This is a genomic window from uncultured Brevundimonas sp. (assembly GCF_963974615.1).
Taxonomy (GTDB): domain Bacteria; phylum Pseudomonadota; class Alphaproteobacteria; order Caulobacterales; family Caulobacteraceae; genus Brevundimonas.
This window is the reverse complement of the sequence record NZ_CAXBDH010000008.1, coordinates 1-16665: the sequence shown is the minus strand read 5'-3', so window position 1 is coordinate 16665 and position 16665 is coordinate 1. Positions and strand designations below refer to the sequence as shown.

Sequence of the window (16665 nt, the reverse complement as noted above, 5' to 3'; positions counted from 1 at the left end):
CTCGTCTTTGCCGCTCACCGGTCAGGCGAAGGCGTCGTTCAGGAAGGTCTCGAGTTCTTTCAGGTGCCGGCTCATCAGACCCGCCGCCGTGGAGGCGGAGGCCGGACGACCGACGTAGCGCGCGCGCTTCGACGTGATGTCGAGCTTCTCGAGCGTCAGTTCAAGCCATGGATCGACAAAGGTCCAGCCGCCCATGTTCTTCGGCTCTTCCTGACACCATACCAGCTCGGCATCGGGGAAGCGCACCAGTTCGGTCATCAGCGACTTCAGCGGCCACGGATAGAATTGCTCGAGCCGCATCAGATAGACGTCGTCGACCTTTTCGCCGGCCTTGAACCGGGCCTCGCGCGATTCCAGCAGGTCATAATAAACCTTGCCCGAACACAGCACGACGCGCCGGATGTCCTTGTCGGCCTTCAGGGTGATGCCGGCGACCTCGGGACGGCGCTGGGCATCGTCGTGCAGCACCCGGTGGAACGAACTGCCCTCAGCCATGTCCTCCAGCGTCGAGACCGCCTTCTTGTGACGCAGCAGGCTCTTGGGCGTCATCAGGATCAGCGGCTTGCGGAAATGCCGCTGCATCTGCCGGCGCAGGATATGGAAATAATTGGCCGGGGTCGTGCAGTTGGCGACCTGCATATTGTCCTCGGCGCACTGCTGCAGGAAGCGCTCCAGACGGGCCGAGGAATGCTCCGGCCCCTGACCTTCGTAGCCGTGCGGCAACAGCATGGTCAGGCCGCACATGCGCAGCCATTTGCGCTCGCCCGACGAGATGAACTGGTCGATCACCACCTGGGCCCCGTTGACGAAATCGCCGAACTGGGCCTCCCACATCACCAGGGTATTGGGATCGGTAACCGCATAGCCGTACTCGAAGCCCAGCACCGCCTCTTCCGACAGGGCCGAATCGATGGCCTCGAACTCGGCCTGGACCTCGCGCAGGTGGTTGAGCGGGATGTAGCGCTCCTCGGTGGTCTGGTCGATCACGCCCGAATGCCGCTGGCTGAAGGTCCCACGCACCGAGTCCTGACCGGACAGGCGCACCGGAAACCCTTCGTCCAGCAGGGTGGCGAAGGCCAGGCTCTCGGCCGTCGACCAGTCGATGTTCTGGCCGCTGGTGATGGTTTCGCGACGCGCGTCCATGACCCGCTTCAGGGTCCGGTGGATGTCGATCCGGTCGGGAACCGTGGTCAGCCGGACCCCGAGATCGATCAGGGTCTGGGCCGGGACGTCGGTCTTGCCGCGACGCTCGTCGCCCTCGGGCAGGCCGATGCCCTGCCACTGACCGTCCATCCAGTCGGCCTTGTCGGCCTCGAAGGTCTTGCCGGCCTCGAACTCGGCGTCGAGGAAGGCGTCGAATTTGGCGATTTCAGCCTCGACCCCGGCCTGGTCGATAACCCCCGCCTCGACCAAACGCTGCGAGTAGATTTCGCGCGTCGAGGGCTGGGCCTTGATCTTGGCGTACATCAGCGGCTGGGTGAAGGTCGGGTCGTCGCCCTCATTGTGACCGAAGCGACGGTAGCAGAACATGTCCACCACCACGTCCTTGTTGAATTTCTGGCGGAATTCGGTGGCCACCTTGGCCGCGAACACCACCGCCTCGGGGTCGTCGCCGTTGACGTGGAAGATCGGGGCCTGAACCATCAGGGCCACGTCCGACGGATAGGGCGAGCTGCGGCTGTGACGCGGGCTGGTGGTGAAGCCGATCTGGTTGTTGACCACGAAATGCATGGTGCCGCCGGTGCGGTAGCCCTTCAGCCCCATCAGGGCGAAGCATTCGGCCACCACGCCCTGACCGGCGAAGGCGGCGTCACCGTGGATCAGCACCGGCATGACCTTGGAGCGATCCAGCGACCATTCGGCCTCGGGCTTGTCGGCATTGGCGGCGCGGATGTCGAAGGCCTGTTTGGCGCGGGCCTTGCCCAGCACCACCGGATTGACGATCTCGAGGTGGGACGGGTTGGCGGTCAGGGACAGGTGAACGTGGTTGCCGTCGAACTCGCGATTCGAGCTGGCCCCCATATGATATTTGACGTCGCCCGAGCCTTCTGTGTCGCTGGGCATGCTGGAGCCGCCCTGAAACTCGTGGAAGATGGCCTTGTAGGGCTTGGCCATGACGGCGGCGAGCATGTTCAGGCGGCCACGGTGGGCCATGCCGAACACCATTTCGTCGACGCCCAGGGCCCCGCCGCGCTTGATGATCTGCTCCATGGCCGGAACCATGGCCTCGCCCCCGTCGAGGCCGAAGCGCTTGGTGCCGGGGAAGCGTTTGTGCAGGAAGCGCTCGAAGCCTTCGGCCTCGATCAGCTTGTTCAGGATCGCCAGCTTGCCCTCGCGGGTGAAGGCGTTCTCGGTATATTTGTCCGGCCCCTCAATGCGCTCCTGCAGCCAGGACTTCTCCTCCGGTTCGGCGATATGCATGTACTGGATGCCGATGGTGCCACAGTAGGTGCGCTCGAGGATCTCCATCACCTCACGGATGCTGCCGGTCTGCAGACCCAGCACGCCGTCCAGATAGATCGGCCGGTCCAGATCGGCCTCGGAGAAACCGTAGAATTCCGGAGTCAGTTCGGGATTGTCGACCGGCTGTTCGATACCCAGCGGGTCCAGCCGGGCGTGAAGATGGCCGCGCACCCGGTAGCTGCGAATCAGCATCAGGGCCCGGATCGAATCATGGGCCGCAGCGCGGATTTCGTCGCCGGTGACCGGAGCGGTCGACGCAGCGGCGGCAGCGGCCGGCCTGCCCGAGGGGGCCCTGGGAGTCGGCCAGCGGCCGTCGAACACACCGGTTTCCTCGGTCGCCTCGGACGCAGCGCCGCGGCCCCAGGCCCCGGCCCCGGCCGACGCCTTCACCGTCTCGGCACTGTCACGCAGCTGTTCGAAGAAGGCGCGCCACTCATCGGACACCGACGCGGGATCATTGGCCCACTGCGCATGCAGGTCCTCAATGAAGGCGGCGTTCGACCCGTACAGAAAGCTGGTCTCGGCAAAGACCTGGTTCAGCCGACCGGCATCGTCCGCCATCTTTTCGTCGTCCCTTTCACCCCCACGAACACGTCCGCGTGAAGGCGCGTTCCGTCATATAGGCAGTGTTTCCTTATGGGTCATGACCGAAGCAGGGCAAAAAGGCGAATTTTGCCCCGGAAACCGGAAAAACTCTCCTTCGGCGGGAGAGGAGTCTTCCGGATTTAGCCCTTGAGGACCTCGACCAGGGTGGTGCCCAGGCGCGCCGGCGACGGCGAGACGGTGATCCCGGCCTGTTGCATGGCGGCGATCTTGGATTCCGCATCGCCCTTGCCGCCCGAGACGACGGCCCCGGCGTGGCCCATGGTGCGGCCCTTGGGCGCGGTGACGCCGGCGATGAAGCCGACCATCGGCTTCTTGCGGCCCTTCTTCGCCTCGTCGATCAGGAATTGGGCGGCCTCTTCCTCGGCCCCGCCGCCGATCTCGCCGATCATGACGATGGAATGGGTCTCGGGGTCGGCCAGAAACAGCTCCAGCACGTCGATGAACTCGGTGCCCTTGACCGGGTCGCCGCCGATGCCGACGGCCGTGGTCTGGCCCAGACCCTCGTTGGTGGTCTGGAACACGGCCTCATAGGTCAGGGTGCCGGAGCGCGAGACGATACCGACATTGCCCTTCTTGAAGATCGAGCCGGGCATGATGCCGATCTTGCACTCGTCGGGCGTCATGATGCCGGGGCAGTTGGGGCCCAGCAGGCGCGACTTCGAGTCTTCGAGGCGGCGCTTGACCCGCACCATGTCCAGCACCGGGATGCCCTCGGTGATGCAGGTGATGAAGGGGATTTCGGCGTCGATGGCCTCAATGATGGCGGCGGCCGCGCCGGACGGCGGCACATAGATGACCGAAGCGTCGGCCCCGGTGGCGTCCTTGGCTTCGGCGACCGTGGCGTAGATCGGCAGGGTTTCGCCGTGCGAACCGGTCCAGGTCTGGCCGCCCTTGGTCGGGTGCACGCCGCCCAGCATCTGCGTACCGTGATAGGCCAGCGCCTGTTCGGTATGGAAGCCGCCGGTCTTGCCGGTCAGGCCCTGGACGATGATCCTGGTGTTCTTGTCGACGAGGATGGACATACGGGCTCGCTTTTTGATTCAGGCGGGGAGGAAGGGGTTTTCGACGCGGACCGACCCATAGGTCTGACCGTGGTTGAGGTCTTCGGAATAGAGGACGCGCGCGCCCAGCCGCTCGGCAGCGGCGATGATGGCTCCGTCCCAGTAGGACAGCTGGTAGCGCCGGGCGTGGTCGATGCCGGCCAGCACCACATCGGGCGTCACTGGCTGGCAAGGTTTCATGGCGATCACGCGGACCCATTCACGGGCTTCGTCGGGCATCAGCGGAGGCGCCCCCTTGCGGGTGGCGATGTTGTAGAACTCGGCAAGAACCTGGCCGGACGTGCAGTAATCTTCAGTCAGCGCGATCTCTCTCGCGCGCGCCCACCGATGACCGGCGTGGTCCTGACCGAGCGCCGCATAAAGCAGGATGTTGGTGTCGAGAAAGACCTCAGAACTCGCGATCAAACCGAGGTTCCCCGCTGTAAATTTCTTCCCGGCTTCCAGGACGCCAATCGCCCATACGACCCTTGGATTGGTCGATCAGCTTCAGCAGCGCTTCGCGCGCCTCGTCCTTGGACGTTTCCTGCTGAACCATACTGGTCAGAAAGCTGCGCACCATTTCGTTGACGCTCGTCCGCTTCATGGCCGCCAGCACCCGCACCTTGTCGAGCAGGTCGTCGTCGATGGCGAGGGTCAGGTTGCGGGTCACGGGGCCAATTTACACGGGTTATGTGGAGCACACAATCCGTGTAGTCGGCGTCGATCATTGGCTCAGATTTCGCCCGACCCGGATTTGCGCCGTCAACGGCCCGTCGGATAGTTGATCGAGAGCTCGAGGGTGTTGTCCGGTTCTCGCAGCGCATGGATTCGGCTGCCGTCGGGCAGGTCCCATACCGTCAACTCCAGTTCCGGAGGCATCTGGTAGACATTGGTGTCGTAAACGCCGGGCGGTCCGACGGCCACGCCGTTCGCGAGCAGACTGGACACCTGGTCCTTCCATCCCGCGACAGCAGGACCGACAAGGACGACGCAGATCAGTTCGCCAGCGTTGTCAGCCGTCTTTTTATGCTGATCCAGACGGATCAGCGCATTGCCGCCCCGGTAGAGATCGCGCCATTCCAGCTCCGCAGGCGTCCGCGCCCTGACCGGGACCCAACCCCTGCGCTCGGCCATCGCCGCGAGATCGGCCCGCGCCATCGGGGTCGAGGTCAGGCAGGCGTCCTGAAAGGCCGCGACACCGGGGGCGACGACCGGCGAAGCCGCCGGGGCAGCCAGCAGCCAGGCCGCCAGAAAAACGACCGGGAGAAACATCACCCCACCGCCGCGACGATCTTCTGGGCGGCGTCGTCGAGGTCGTCGGCTGCGGTGATGGCCAGGCCGGACTCGTTGAGGATCTTCTTGCCCTGGGCGACATTGGTGCCCTCCAGGCGCACGACCAGCGGCACCTTCAGGCCCACTTCCTTGACGGCCGCGACCACGCCCTCGGCGATGACGTCACATTTCATGATGCCGCCGAAGATGTTGACCAGGATACCCTTCACGTTCGGGTCGGCGGTGATGATCTTGAAGGCCGCGGTGACCTTGGCCTTGTCGGCACCGCCGCCGACGTCGAGGAAGTTGGCGGGCTCTTTCCCGTACAGCTTGATGATGTCCATCGTCGCCATGGCCAGACCGGCCCCGTTGACCATGCAGCCGATGTCGCCGTCCAGCGCCACATAGGCCAGGTCGTGCCTGGAGGCCTCGATCTCCTTGGCGTCTTCCTCGCTCTCGTCGCGCAGGGCGACGATGTCAGGGTGGCGGAACAGGGCGTTGCCGTCGAAGCTGACCTTGGCGTCCAGCACCCGCAGATGGCCGTCCTTCATCACGATCAGCGGATTGATCTCCAGCATGGCCATGTCGGTGTCGACGAACGCCTTGTACAGGATCGGGAACAGGGTCTTGCCGTCGGCGGCGGCGTCGCCGGTCAGGGCCAGGGCCGTGTTCAGCTTGGCGATATCGGCGTCGGTGACGCCGGTCGCGGGGTCGATGACGATAGTCTGGATCTTGTCGGGCGTGTCATGGGCCACGGCCTCGATGTCCATGCCGCCCTCGGTCGAGACGACGAAGGCGATGCGGCCGAACTGGCGATCAACCAGCAGCGAGCAATACAGTTCGCGGTCGATGTCGGCCCCGTCCTCGATATAGAGGCGGTTGACCTGTTTGCCGGCGTCACCGGTCTGGGCGGTGACCAGGGTGTTGCCCAGCATCTCTTTGGCGTGGGCCACGGCCTCCTCGATCGAGAAGGCCAGGCGCACGCCGCCCTTGGCGTCGGGGCCCAGTTCCTTGAACTTGCCCTTGCCGCGCCCGCCGGCGTGGATCTGCGACTTCACCACATACAGGGGGCCGGGCAATGACCGCGCCGCGGCCTCGACCTGATCGACACTGGTGACGGCCACGCCTGCGGCGACCGGGGCACCGAAGCCCTTCAGGACCTGTTTGGCCTGGTATTCGTGGATATTCATGAAGCGCTCGCCGACACTGGGAGGAGGTATGGGGGCGCTTATAGGGGCTGCGCCTTCGCAGGCGCAACCTTCTCCCTAATCCACCCAGTCCCGCTTGATGGTGCGTGAGGCGAGGAACAGCAGGGTCGCGGCGACGACATAGAAGCCGCCGCCGGAATAGATGGCCCAGCGGATCGACTCATCGCCGAACTGCGGCTTCAGCAGGTCGGAGACGAAGCCGAAATAATAGGTCCCCAGCGCGATGCCGACCAGATTGTTGATCAGCAGAAACAGGGCCGAGGCCGTCGAGCGCATCGAGGCAGGGGCGATATGCTGCACCGCCGTCACGATCGGGCCCAGCCACGCCAGATTCAGCGCCGTCGGGATCAGAAACAGCGGGAAGGCCAGGGCCAGGCTGGGGGCGTTCAGCGACAGATAGAAGAAGGGCAGGGCGATGACGAAGGCGAAGGCCGGCACCAGCGGATAGGCCCGCTTGGACTTGCCGCCGAACTTGTCGGCCAGCAGGCCGCCCATGCCGATACCGATGATGCCCCCGACCAGGGTGATGGCGCTGTAGTAGAGCGAGGTCTCGGTCAGGGTCAGATTGAGGCTGCGCTGGAAGAAAGTCGGCAGCCAGAAGGCCACGCCATAGCCGCACACCGAGGACGAGGCGGCCCCGAAGGCCAGCAGCCAGAAGGTCGGCTTGGGCAGGACGGTCTTCAGCACCTCACGAAAGGCGGGGGCCTTCGGGGCAACGGCGGGACGCGGGACACCGGCAGCCCGGTCCAGTCCACCGCGTTCCGGATCCTTGACCACCAGTTTGAAGATCGGGGCCAGGATCAGGCCGGCGATGCCGACGACGATGAAGGCCGTGCGCCAGTTGATGTTGGCGGCGATCAGACCGCCGAGCAGAATGCCCATGGCCATGCCCAGCGGGATGCCGAACGAGAAGACGGCGATGGCGCGAGCCCGCTGCTTGGGCGGGAAGTAGTCCGAGATCAGCGAATAGGCCGGGGCCACGCCACCCGCCTCGCCGACGCCGACACCCATGCGCATGGCGAACAGACCCCAGAAGGATCCGGCATAGCCGCAGGCGACGGTAAAGCCGCTCCAGACGGTCAGGGCCGTGGTCATGATCCATGACCGGCTGGTGCGGTCGGCCAGCCAGGCGATCGGAATGCCCAGCAGCGAATAGAGGGCGGCGAAGGCGATGCCGCCCATGACCCCGACCTGGGTGTCCGTCAGATTCAGCTCGACCTGGATCGAGTCCTTGAGAATGCCGAGGATCTGCCGGTCGAGGAAGTTGAAGGTGTAGACGATGACCAGCAGGGTCAGCACCAGATAGCGGTAGCGAGACACTTTCGGCGGCGCACTTCCCGCGTCTGACAGACTCATCGTGTTTCCCCTCGAACTGGCCCCGCCCGGGACCCTAGCGGTGCGGCCGTCGGCTGCAAAAGAAAAAGGGCGGCGGCCCCGGAGAACCGCCGCCCCTTAGATCCCGAAAGATCAGGCTTCAGGCGTCATTGCGGATCAGAACTTGACCTGCAGCATGGCCGAAACGGTCCGCGGCGGGCCGTAGTAGCCGATGACCGAGTTGTTGAAGACCGCCGCGCCGGGGAAGTTGTAGCCGCCAATGCGGTAGACCTCGTCGGTCAGGTTCTTGCCGTACACACCGAGCGTCAGCTTGTCGTTCGGCGCAGTCCAGACCACCGACAGATCGACCAGCGAATAGGCCTTCTGGTCGAGGGTCGGGTTGGGGAATTCGAACATGCTGTAGTCGTCGCGATAGCTGATCGACGGGGTGACGGCGATGTCACCGCCGGCCATCTGGCCGCGCCAGGTCAGGCCGAAATAGCCCGTGTATTTCGGCGCATTCTGCAGCACCACCTGGCTGGCGATGTTCTCGTAGGTTCGGGTCGTCAGGTTGTAGCGCTGGAACTCGTTGAACTCGGCGTTCAGGTAACCGAGGGCAAAGTTCGCCGTCAGCGAGTCGACGATCCGCAGCGAGCCCTCGAACTCGGCCCCGGAGATGGTCGAGGACCCGACGTTGTCGACAAAGCTGGCAATACCGGCCCCGGCCGGCACCTGGGTGGTGACCTGCTGGTCCTGATACTTGTTGTAGAAGACCGACGAACTGAACGACAGGCGACGGTCGAACGCGGACCCCTTGAGGCCGAGCTCATAGGCGTCGACGGTCTCGGGGTTGTAGCCGTTGACGGTATCCGGGGTCAGGATAGCATCACCGCGCATGTCGAAGCCGCCTGACTTGAAGCCGGTCGAGAACGAGGCATAGCCGGTGATCCGGTCGCTGAAATCATACGACAGGGCGAAACGCGGCGACAGGTCGGTGAAGTCCCGGGTGTTGGTGTAGTCCGTGCGCAGCAGGGTCGGGGCCCGCGGCGTGCCACCCAGCAGCGGACTGCGGGTCGCCGTGGCATAGTTGGCGCGGAACACGTCGCCGGTCTTGGTGTCCTGAGTATAGCGCAGGCCGATCGACAGGTGCATGCGGTCGGTCAGGTCGGCGTTGACGTCGGAGAACAGCGAGAAGCTCTCGGTCTCGACAAAACCGCCGGTACCGATGACGAAGCCGAAATTGCCGAGGATGGTATCGAACGCGCCCGAGGCCTTGGCGTTCAGATAGTAGGCACCGACCACGCCCTGAATGCGGTCATCCTCAAACTGGAGCTGGAACTCCTGGGTGAACTGATGATCGCCGTAGATGGCCGGAATATCCAGCGTCGGGGCCGGGGTATTGTCGAAATCGATGACCGTGTCGGTTTCGCCGCTGCGATAGGCGCTGATCGATTTGAAGGTCAGAACGTCGCTGATATGGAATTCGCCGGTCAGGGACACGCCCTCGGTGATCACCGAGTTCTTGTCGCCGATCCCTGCATAGGTGTCATAGACATTGGTAGGAACGCCGGCACCGACGCCGGTACCCGCCACTTCACGGTGGCCGTGACGCGGGTTGGAATTATCTTCGGTCCGGTCATAGGCCAGACGGAAGAAGCTGTTGTCGGTCGGCTGGAACTCGACACTCAGGCGCCCGGCCAGGACATCCTTGTTATAGGCCTCGGCCCCGGTGTTCAGATTGGAGCCGAAACCATCACGGTTATAGCTGGCAATGGCACCGCCGACGCGCAGGGTGTCACCCAGCGGCAGGCTGCCGGTAGCCAGCAGATCCATCTGGTTATAGCTGCCGTAGGTGCCGCGCAGGGTCAGTTCCGGCTCGTCGGACAGGTGCGCGGTCACATATTTGATCGCACCGCCGACGGTGTTCCGGCCGTAGAGCGAGCCCTGGGGTCCACGCAGGACCTCGATGCGCTGGATGTCAAAGATATCCAGCACTGCGCCCTGGGGCCGGGCCACATAGACGTCGTCGATATAAAGGCCGACGCCGGGCTCGAAGCCCCACAGCGGGTCCTGCTGGCCGACGCCGCGGATGAAGGAGATCAGGGTCGAGTTGGAGCCGCGCGCGACCTGAACCGTGGCATTCGGGGTCTGCTGCTGCAGGGCGGTGATGTCGGAGGCACCGGTTTCCTCAAGGCGCTCGGCGCCGAGGGCCGTAACGGAGATCGGCACATCCTTCAGCTGCTCGTCGCGACGACGGGCCGTGACCACAACGTCATCAAGCGATGTCGTGACCTGCGGAGTTGCGCTCGCCGGAACCCCGGAAGTCTGGGCCATGGCCGCGGTGGACAGTGCGCTCAAGGCGGCTCCCGCCAGCAAGGCGGTCTTTACGTATCTGTTCATTTGAAACCCCAATTTGTGTTTTCCAGCCCGTCGACGCTTTTATTCAGCGTTCAATGATTTTCATGACAACTAACCGGTTTCACCGTTCTGTCAAACGATGGCGGCGGTCCGTCACGCCAAACCCCGCCGCTGTGGCGCCGTTGCACATGAGGGGGGAGCAGGCCTAGCTTCGGCCCATGACCAAGCCGGATCCCGTCGAAGCCTCCACCCGTCCCGCCCCGGCCCGACGCGGCCGCCCGTCCAAGGCCCGGGCTGCGGGAACCGGAGACACGCGCGCCGCAATACTCGACGCAGCCGAAGACCTGTTTTCGAAACACGGATTCTATGGCGTGACCATCCGCGAAGTGGCCCGCGAGGCCGGCGTCGATACCGCCCTGGTCCATTACTATTTCGGGGCCAAGCGAGCGCTGTTCGACTCTGTTTTCCTGCGCCGGGCCGAGGTCCTGAACACCGATCGCGTCGAGGCCATCAACCGCTATGCGCGCGAGGCCGGTACCGCCATGACGCTGGAAGGTCTGCTCGAAGCCTTCCTGAGACCGCCGTTCCAGTGGTCACTGAAAGGCGGACCGGGCTGGAAACACTATTGCGCCCTGGTCGCCCAGACCAATGCCAATCCGACCTTCGGCGGCGAGACCATGGCGCGCTATTTCGACCCCGCCATCCGCCGGCTGCTGGAGCTGATCAAGGTCGTCCTGCCCGATGCCCGCGACGTCGACATCTACTGGGGCTGGCACAATCTGTCCGGAGCCCTGACCCTGACCCTGGGCGAAACCGGCCGTCTGGACCGGCTGTCGGACGGCCTGTGCCGCTCCGGCGACCTCGACAGCGCCTGTGACTATATGGTGCGCTTCGCCGCCGCCGGCTTCCGCGCCGTCTGCGCCCCGCCGCCAGACGGTGCCGGTTAACCGAACACTACCCGCCACATCAACCGCCCCGGCAGGAAGGTCAGACCCCCGGTGATCAGCAATCCGCCGACAAACAGACCGGTCATGGCCCGCCGATGAACAGCGACCCGGTGCCGTCGGGCGGCGTACACGCCCATTGGCAAGGCAATCACAACCCAGCCGCTGATCAGATGGATCCACGACAGGGTCCCGGGGTTGATCGTCCGGATGAAGAACGAACTGACGGCTGTGGTCATCATCGCCGCCACCCAGGTCCAGCCCAGCGTCCGGTGCAGGGTGTTGCCCTTGACCCCGGCCAGCAGCACGATCCCGATCATCAGAGCCGTCAGGGCCGCGGCGATATGCAGCCGGACGGTGACCGGCTGGGCCCTCAGCAGGCTGATGTTCGGCCCATGCGGCTCGAAGGACAGACCCGCCAGGCCTTGCGGGTTGCTGACAAGATACCAGGCCAGGATCGCCGCCACGATGCCAGCTCCCACCAGGGCCCCACCCCCGGGCCGGCGCAGGGGGCGGCGCGTCAATCGCGTCAATGATGACAGGGACGGGCGTTCGGGGTCGGTCAGCATGGACGGAGTCTTTCAATCAAGGGTGACCTTGTTTCGCCCCGGGGCCCGGTTCAGTTCCAGCCCGGTTTCGCCGGAAGCCACCGCCGTGTCGCCAGTGACCACCCCTGGCCGTCGGCGAAGCGCCAGCGACCGTTTCCGCCGGGCGCGATTCATGGTCTCAAGGCGCGTCAGGCAAGAAGAGTGACTATGGCCGATTCAGCACCCGCCCCATCCCCGGCCGCCTTCCTGAGGGGTCTCGGGATTGCCGTCATCGCGGGCGGCTTCCTGGCCCTGTCCGGGGCCTTCGACAGCGGCGGCAACCCCCTGATCGTGCGCCTGGTCTACTGGATCCCGCTGATGGTGATTGGCGGGTTGTGGGGACATCTGTGCGCCACCGTCCTCGGCCGTCGGTACGCTTTCGAACGGCAGCCGTGGCTGGCCTCCGGCCTGCTGACCGCCGCAATTGCCGGCCCCCTGACCGTGCTGGTCTGGGCCCTGACCGCCACGCTCTTCGACCCGGGCCCGCCCCGGCTCGAGACCCTGCCCCGGTTCCTGCTGCCGGTGACCGTCGTCACGGCGGCGATGACCGCGCTCAACATATTCCTTGGTCGGACACCGGTTGCGACCCATGCCGCCGCTCCGGGCGCGCCGCCGGCCCGTTTCCCTGACCGACTGCCGCCCCGGCTCAGAGGCGCGACCCTGTTCGCCGTACAGGCCGAAGACCATTATCTGCGCATCCATACCGACCGGGGTACCGACCTGATCCTGATGCGCCTGTCCGATGCCCTGACGGAGCTGGAGGGACTGGAGGGCGCCCGGACTCATCGCAGCTGGTGGGTCGCCCGCGACGCGGTACGCGATGTGGTCCGTGGCGACGGCCGCGCCATCCTGACTCTGGATGGCGGCCTCACCGTCCCGGTCAGTCGCCGACATGCCCGGGCCCTGCGCGAGGCCGGCTGGTATTGAGTAAAAAGGCCCGATCAGTCGGCGTCGCCCTCGATGTGATGGATTTCGTCGTCGTCGAGTCCGAAATGGTGGCCGATCTCGTGCACCAGCACATGGCTGATGATCTCATACAGGCCGACGTTGCCGCGCTCGCACCACTCATCGAGGATCGGCCGGCGGTACAGGAAAATGCGCGACGGCTCGGGCGCGGGACCGAGCCCCTCCTGACGACCGATGTCGACACCATGATACAGGCCGGTCAGATCGAACGGGTCGTCGATGTCCAGCGCCGCCAGCGTCTCTTCGTCGGCGAAATCATCGATGCGAAGCACCACCTCTCCGGTCAGCGAGCGAAACGGCTCGGGCAGGGCCTCGAGGGCGGCACGGGCCAGCCGGGCGAAGTCGTCGAGCGTCGGCGCGGTCTGGTCTGTCGAGGTCGGGGTCATGGATCTCATATCGCCCCGGAAGACCCCAACGGCAATCTCGTTCGATGGGCGTGGCTTTTTCGCGGCTTGCGCTATGGTACCGTCAGCGAGTCAGCGCGAACGGGCGAATGAACTTGAAAAATGGCTGAGGCCGATATCGCCTTCGTGGCGACCGCCGGAGCGGCGGGTCTGGCGCTGGCGGTCAGCGCCTGGGCCTGGCGGCTGCGCGCCCGACTGTCATCGCGTGACCAGACCAGCACGACAGAACTGGCCGTCGCCCGCGCGGCCCTGGCCGCATGCGACGGCACGCTGAGCGCCTTCGAGGACACCCGCCTCTCCGTCGATGCGCAGGGCGTGACCGGGACGATCGGCGACGGCGGGGCCTGGGCCACGCTGGCCGCGGACCTGCCGGGAGCACGTAACGGCGCGACCGATGCGGTGCTCGATGCCGTGCGCGCGGCCGGTGGCAGGCAGCTGGACGCCCTCATCGCCCGGGGCGAACCCTTTGAACTGGTGCTGGAGCTGCCGTCCGGAACCTGGCAGGTCGACGGTCGTCCGGCAGCCGGAACGGCCTGGTTGCGACTGTCGCGGATAACCGGCGTGGTCAATGTCGCCGAAAGCGGCCTGGGCCTTTTGGCCGACTCCTCTCCGGCCCCGACCTGGATCGTCGACCCGGCCGGAAATCTGGCCTGGGCCAACCGCGCCTGGCTGTCGGAAATGAAGGCCGACAGTCTCGAGGACGCCTGCACCCGTTCACTGAGTTTCGACCGCGGAGCCGACATCATCGTCGCCGAGGCCCGGCGCATGAGTGCCCGCCAGGAGGGGTTCCGCTGGACCACCGGCGACGGCCGGCGCCGCGCCTGGCGTATCATCGCCGAACCGGCCCCCGGCGGTGGCGGGGCGGTGGTAGCCTTCGCCGTCGAGGTGACCGAGGCTGAGGAAACCCGCGACACCTTGCGCCGCCATGTCGAGGCCCATGACGAGACCCTGAACCACCTCGCCGATGCGGTCGCCATCTTCGGCCCGTCCAAGCGGCTGGCCTTCCACAACACCGCCTTCCAGATCCTGTTCAACCTCGATCCGGCCTGGCTGGATGAGCGCCCGACCCATGCCGAGCTGCTGGACCGGCTGCGCCAGCGCCGCCTGCTGCCCGAGGTCGTCGATTATGCCGGCTGGAAAACGCGCGAGCTGGAGTTCTACGGGGCCGCCGAGGCCGCGCCGGACGACAGCTGGTCGCTGCCGGACGGCCGCACCCTGCGGGTCGTGCGCCAGCCGCACCCGCTGGGTGGCATTCTGCTGCTGTTTTCCGACATCACCGACGAACTGAAACTGCGCAGTCGCTACAATGCCCAGATCCAGGTCCAGACGGCGACACTCGACAAGCTCAAGGACGCCGTGGCCGTGTTCGGTTCCGACGGTCGCATCCGCCTGCACAACGAGGCCTTCGAGGCCTTCTGGAGCCTGAGCGACGACCAGCTGACCGAGGCCGGTGATTTCGACGCCGTCGCCGAACTGTGCAAGACGGCCCTGCCCGATCCCGGCCTGTGGCTGGGCCTGAAGGCGCGCGTCGCCGATCCCGACCCCGAGAGCCGTGTGGCCATTTCCGGCGAGGGACGGACCAGCGACGGACGCATCGCCGCCTGGCAGACCCGCCCCCTGCCCGACGGGGCCACCCTGGTCGCCTTCTCCGACGTCACGGCCCAGCGCGAACTGGAGCAGGCCCTGGCCGCCAAGGCCGCCGCGCTCGAGGAAAGCCAGGCGCTGAAACGTGAATTCGTCGGCAGTGTCTCCTATGAATTGCGCACCCCCCTGACCACCATCGTCGGCTATTCGGAACTGCTCGAAACCCTTGGCGATCTGCCCGAGCGCAGTCGCCAGCACGCCGGGGCCATTCGCGTTGCCGCCAGCCAGCTGACCCGGTCGATCGACGATGTGCTGGACATGGCCCAGATCGACGCCGGAGAGATGGAGTTGACCCTCGGCGACGTCCGCATCGCCGACCTGTTCGATGCCGCCGCCGACAAGGTGCGCCCGCGTATCGAGGGCCGTGGAGCCCGGCTGGAGATCAACTGCCCGGACGGGCTGCGTCCGATCCGGGCCGATGCCCGCCGTATGGCCCAGGCCGTCGATCACCTGATGGAAAACGCCGCGCGCAGTGTTTCCGAAGGCGGCGCGGTCACCCTGTCGGCCGAGGCCGCCCCGAGCGAAATCCGGATCCGGGTCGAGGACACCGGCCGCGGCATTCCCTATCATCTGCAGGCGCATGTGTTCGATCGTTTCGTCCGGCGCGATCGTGGCGGGCCCGGTGTCGGGCTGGCCCTGGTCAAGGCCCTGGTCGAACTGCACGGTGGCTGGGCCGAGGTCGAAAGTGAGCCGGGCAAGGGGGCCGCCTTCATCCTGCACGTGCCGCTCAGCGCCGTGCGGGAAGCCGCCCCGCCCGAACTGAAGCTGGGCTAGTCCGTCCCGTCGGCCGGATTCCCGGTTTCATATTCATCCCGGTGTCGCTAGATGGCGCGAACCCCCAGGAACCTTGCGATGGCCCGCTCCCCCCTGAAGACCGCCCTGATCTATGATTTCGACGGCACCCTCGCCCGCGGCAATATGCAGGAAGTCAGCTTCATTCCCTCGATCGGCATGACGCCGACCCAGTTCTGGAACGACACGGTCCGGCCCCAGACCATCGCCGCCGACGGCGACGGCATCCTGATGTATATGCAGATGATGCTGCAGGTGGCCCGCGAGCAGGGTCAGCCGGTGACCCGCAAGGCCCTGCGCGACCATGGTCAGGACGTGGCCCTGTTCGAAGGGCTGCGCGACCTGAGCTGGTTCGATCGTATGAACACCTTCGGGGCCCAGTACGGACTGGAGGTCGAGCACTACATCATCTCGGCCGGCCTGACCGAGATGATCGAGGGCTGCCCCATCGCCCCGGCCTTCGAGCACGTGTTCGCGTCCAAATACGCCTATGATGCCGACGATGTGGCGGTCTGGCCGGCGGTCGGGGTCAACTACACGACCAAGACCCAGTATCTGTTCCGCATCAACAAGGGCGTCCACAACCACTGGGACGACGAGCGCATCAACCGCTTCACTCCCGACGACGAACGCCCGGTGCCGTTCGAGCGGATGATCTTCCTCGGCGACGGCGACACCGATGTGCCGACGATGAAGATGATGCACACCAAGGGCGGCTTCTCGATCGCCGTCTATGACCCCGACAGCACGCCGCGCGACCGCGACAAGGTCCACCGGCTGATCAGCGAGGACCGGGTCAATTTCGTCGCCGCCGCCGACTACCGCGAAGGCTCGGCCGTCGACCTGATCGTCAAGGGTCTGATCGGGCGTATCGCCGTCAACGCCCGGCGCATGCCCGCCGACTAGACCATTTTTGTTTCAGGTCGACTCGACCTGAATCCAAAAAATGGTCCGGATTCAAACTGGAGCGAAATCTGAGCCGGGTTGGACTGCGTCCAACTCAACCGATTTCGCTCTAGATGTGGAGCCTCAACAGGTTGTCCTCGGCGAGGGCGAGTCTGCTGATG

General features: G+C 65.5%; 14 protein-coding genes. 4 read left to right on the top strand and 10 right to left on the bottom strand.

Going from position 1 to position 16665, the window contains the following annotated elements; translation table 11 throughout:
* Positions 1-21: 21 nt before the first annotated feature.
* The 8 genes from AAC050_RS06650 to AAC050_RS06615 form a co-directional block, all read right to left on the bottom strand.
* Complete coding sequence (locus AAC050_RS06650) at positions 22-3024, bottom strand: 2-oxoglutarate dehydrogenase E1 component (protein ID WP_339914287.1); 3003 nt, start codon at positions 3022-3024, stop codon at positions 22-24.
* Positions 3025-3188: 164 nt separating this feature from the next.
* Positions 3189-4091: a succinate--CoA ligase subunit alpha gene (sucD, locus tag AAC050_RS06645; protein ID WP_339914286.1), complete on the bottom strand. Its 903-nt coding sequence runs from the start codon at positions 4089-4091 to the stop codon at positions 3189-3191.
* Positions 4092-4109: 18 nt separating this feature from the next.
* Positions 4110-4535, bottom strand: coding sequence for a PIN domain-containing protein (locus AAC050_RS06640; RefSeq protein WP_339914285.1), 426 nt, complete (start codon positions 4533-4535; stop codon positions 4110-4112).
* Positions 4519-4779, bottom strand: a complete 261-nt coding sequence (locus AAC050_RS06635) for a DUF6364 family protein (RefSeq protein WP_339914284.1) — start codon at positions 4777-4779, stop codon at positions 4519-4521. The genes AAC050_RS06640 and AAC050_RS06635 overlap by 17 nt, the downstream gene beginning before the upstream one ends.
* Positions 4780-4871: 92 nt before the next feature.
* A complete protein-coding gene (locus AAC050_RS06630) occupies positions 4872-5381 on the bottom strand; it encodes a hypothetical protein (protein ID WP_339914283.1) in 510 nt (169 codons plus the stop codon).
* Complete coding sequence (gene sucC / locus AAC050_RS06625) at positions 5381-6571, bottom strand: ADP-forming succinate--CoA ligase subunit beta (RefSeq protein ID WP_339914282.1); 1191 nt, start codon at positions 6569-6571, stop codon at positions 5381-5383. The genes AAC050_RS06630 and sucC overlap by 1 nt, the downstream gene beginning before the upstream one ends.
* A 75-nt stretch (positions 6572-6646) precedes the next feature.
* On the bottom strand, positions 6647-7945 hold the full coding sequence (locus AAC050_RS06620) for an MFS transporter (RefSeq protein ID WP_339914281.1): 1299 nt from the start codon (positions 7943-7945) through the stop codon (positions 6647-6649).
* Between the two features lie 135 nt (positions 7946-8080).
* The gene (locus AAC050_RS06615; RefSeq protein ID WP_339914280.1) at positions 8081-10303 is read right to left on the bottom strand and encodes a TonB-dependent receptor; all 2223 of its coding nucleotides are present in this window, start codon (positions 10301-10303) and stop codon (positions 8081-8083) included.
* 176 nt (positions 10304-10479) lie between these two features.
* On the opposite strand from AAC050_RS06615, the gene AAC050_RS06610 reads away from it, so the two are divergent.
* Positions 10480-11208 (top strand): TetR/AcrR family transcriptional regulator, encoded by a 729-nt coding sequence (locus tag AAC050_RS06610; protein WP_339914279.1) that lies wholly within the window; start codon positions 10480-10482, stop codon positions 11206-11208.
* Here the strand turns inward: AAC050_RS06610 and AAC050_RS06605 are convergent.
* Positions 11205-11774: a DUF2306 domain-containing protein gene (locus tag AAC050_RS06605; RefSeq protein ID WP_339914278.1), complete on the bottom strand. Its 570-nt coding sequence runs from the start codon at positions 11772-11774 to the stop codon at positions 11205-11207. The two genes, AAC050_RS06610 and AAC050_RS06605, sit on opposite strands and share 4 nt — an antisense overlap.
* Positions 11775-11960: 186 nt before the next feature.
* Between AAC050_RS06605 and AAC050_RS06600 the strand changes: the two genes are divergently transcribed.
* Positions 11961-12719 (top strand): LytTR family DNA-binding domain-containing protein, encoded by a 759-nt coding sequence (locus AAC050_RS06600; RefSeq protein ID WP_339914277.1) that lies wholly within the window; start codon positions 11961-11963, stop codon positions 12717-12719.
* Positions 12720-12733: 14 nt separating this feature from the next.
* On the opposite strand, the gene AAC050_RS06595 is transcribed toward AAC050_RS06600, so the two are convergent.
* A complete protein-coding gene (locus tag AAC050_RS06595) occupies positions 12734-13144 on the bottom strand; it encodes a metallopeptidase family protein (RefSeq protein ID WP_339914276.1) in 411 nt (136 codons plus the stop codon).
* Between the two features lie 120 nt (positions 13145-13264).
* Here AAC050_RS06595 and AAC050_RS06590 point away from each other — a divergent pair, with 120 nt between their 5' ends.
* Complete coding sequence (locus AAC050_RS06590; RefSeq protein WP_339914275.1) at positions 13265-15580, top strand: ATP-binding protein; 2316 nt, start codon at positions 13265-13267, stop codon at positions 15578-15580.
* Between the two features lie 78 nt (positions 15581-15658).
* Positions 15659-16504 (top strand): haloacid dehalogenase-like hydrolase, encoded by an 846-nt coding sequence (locus AAC050_RS06585; protein WP_339914274.1) that lies wholly within the window; start codon positions 15659-15661, stop codon positions 16502-16504.
* Positions 16505-16665 lie beyond the last annotated feature (161 nt).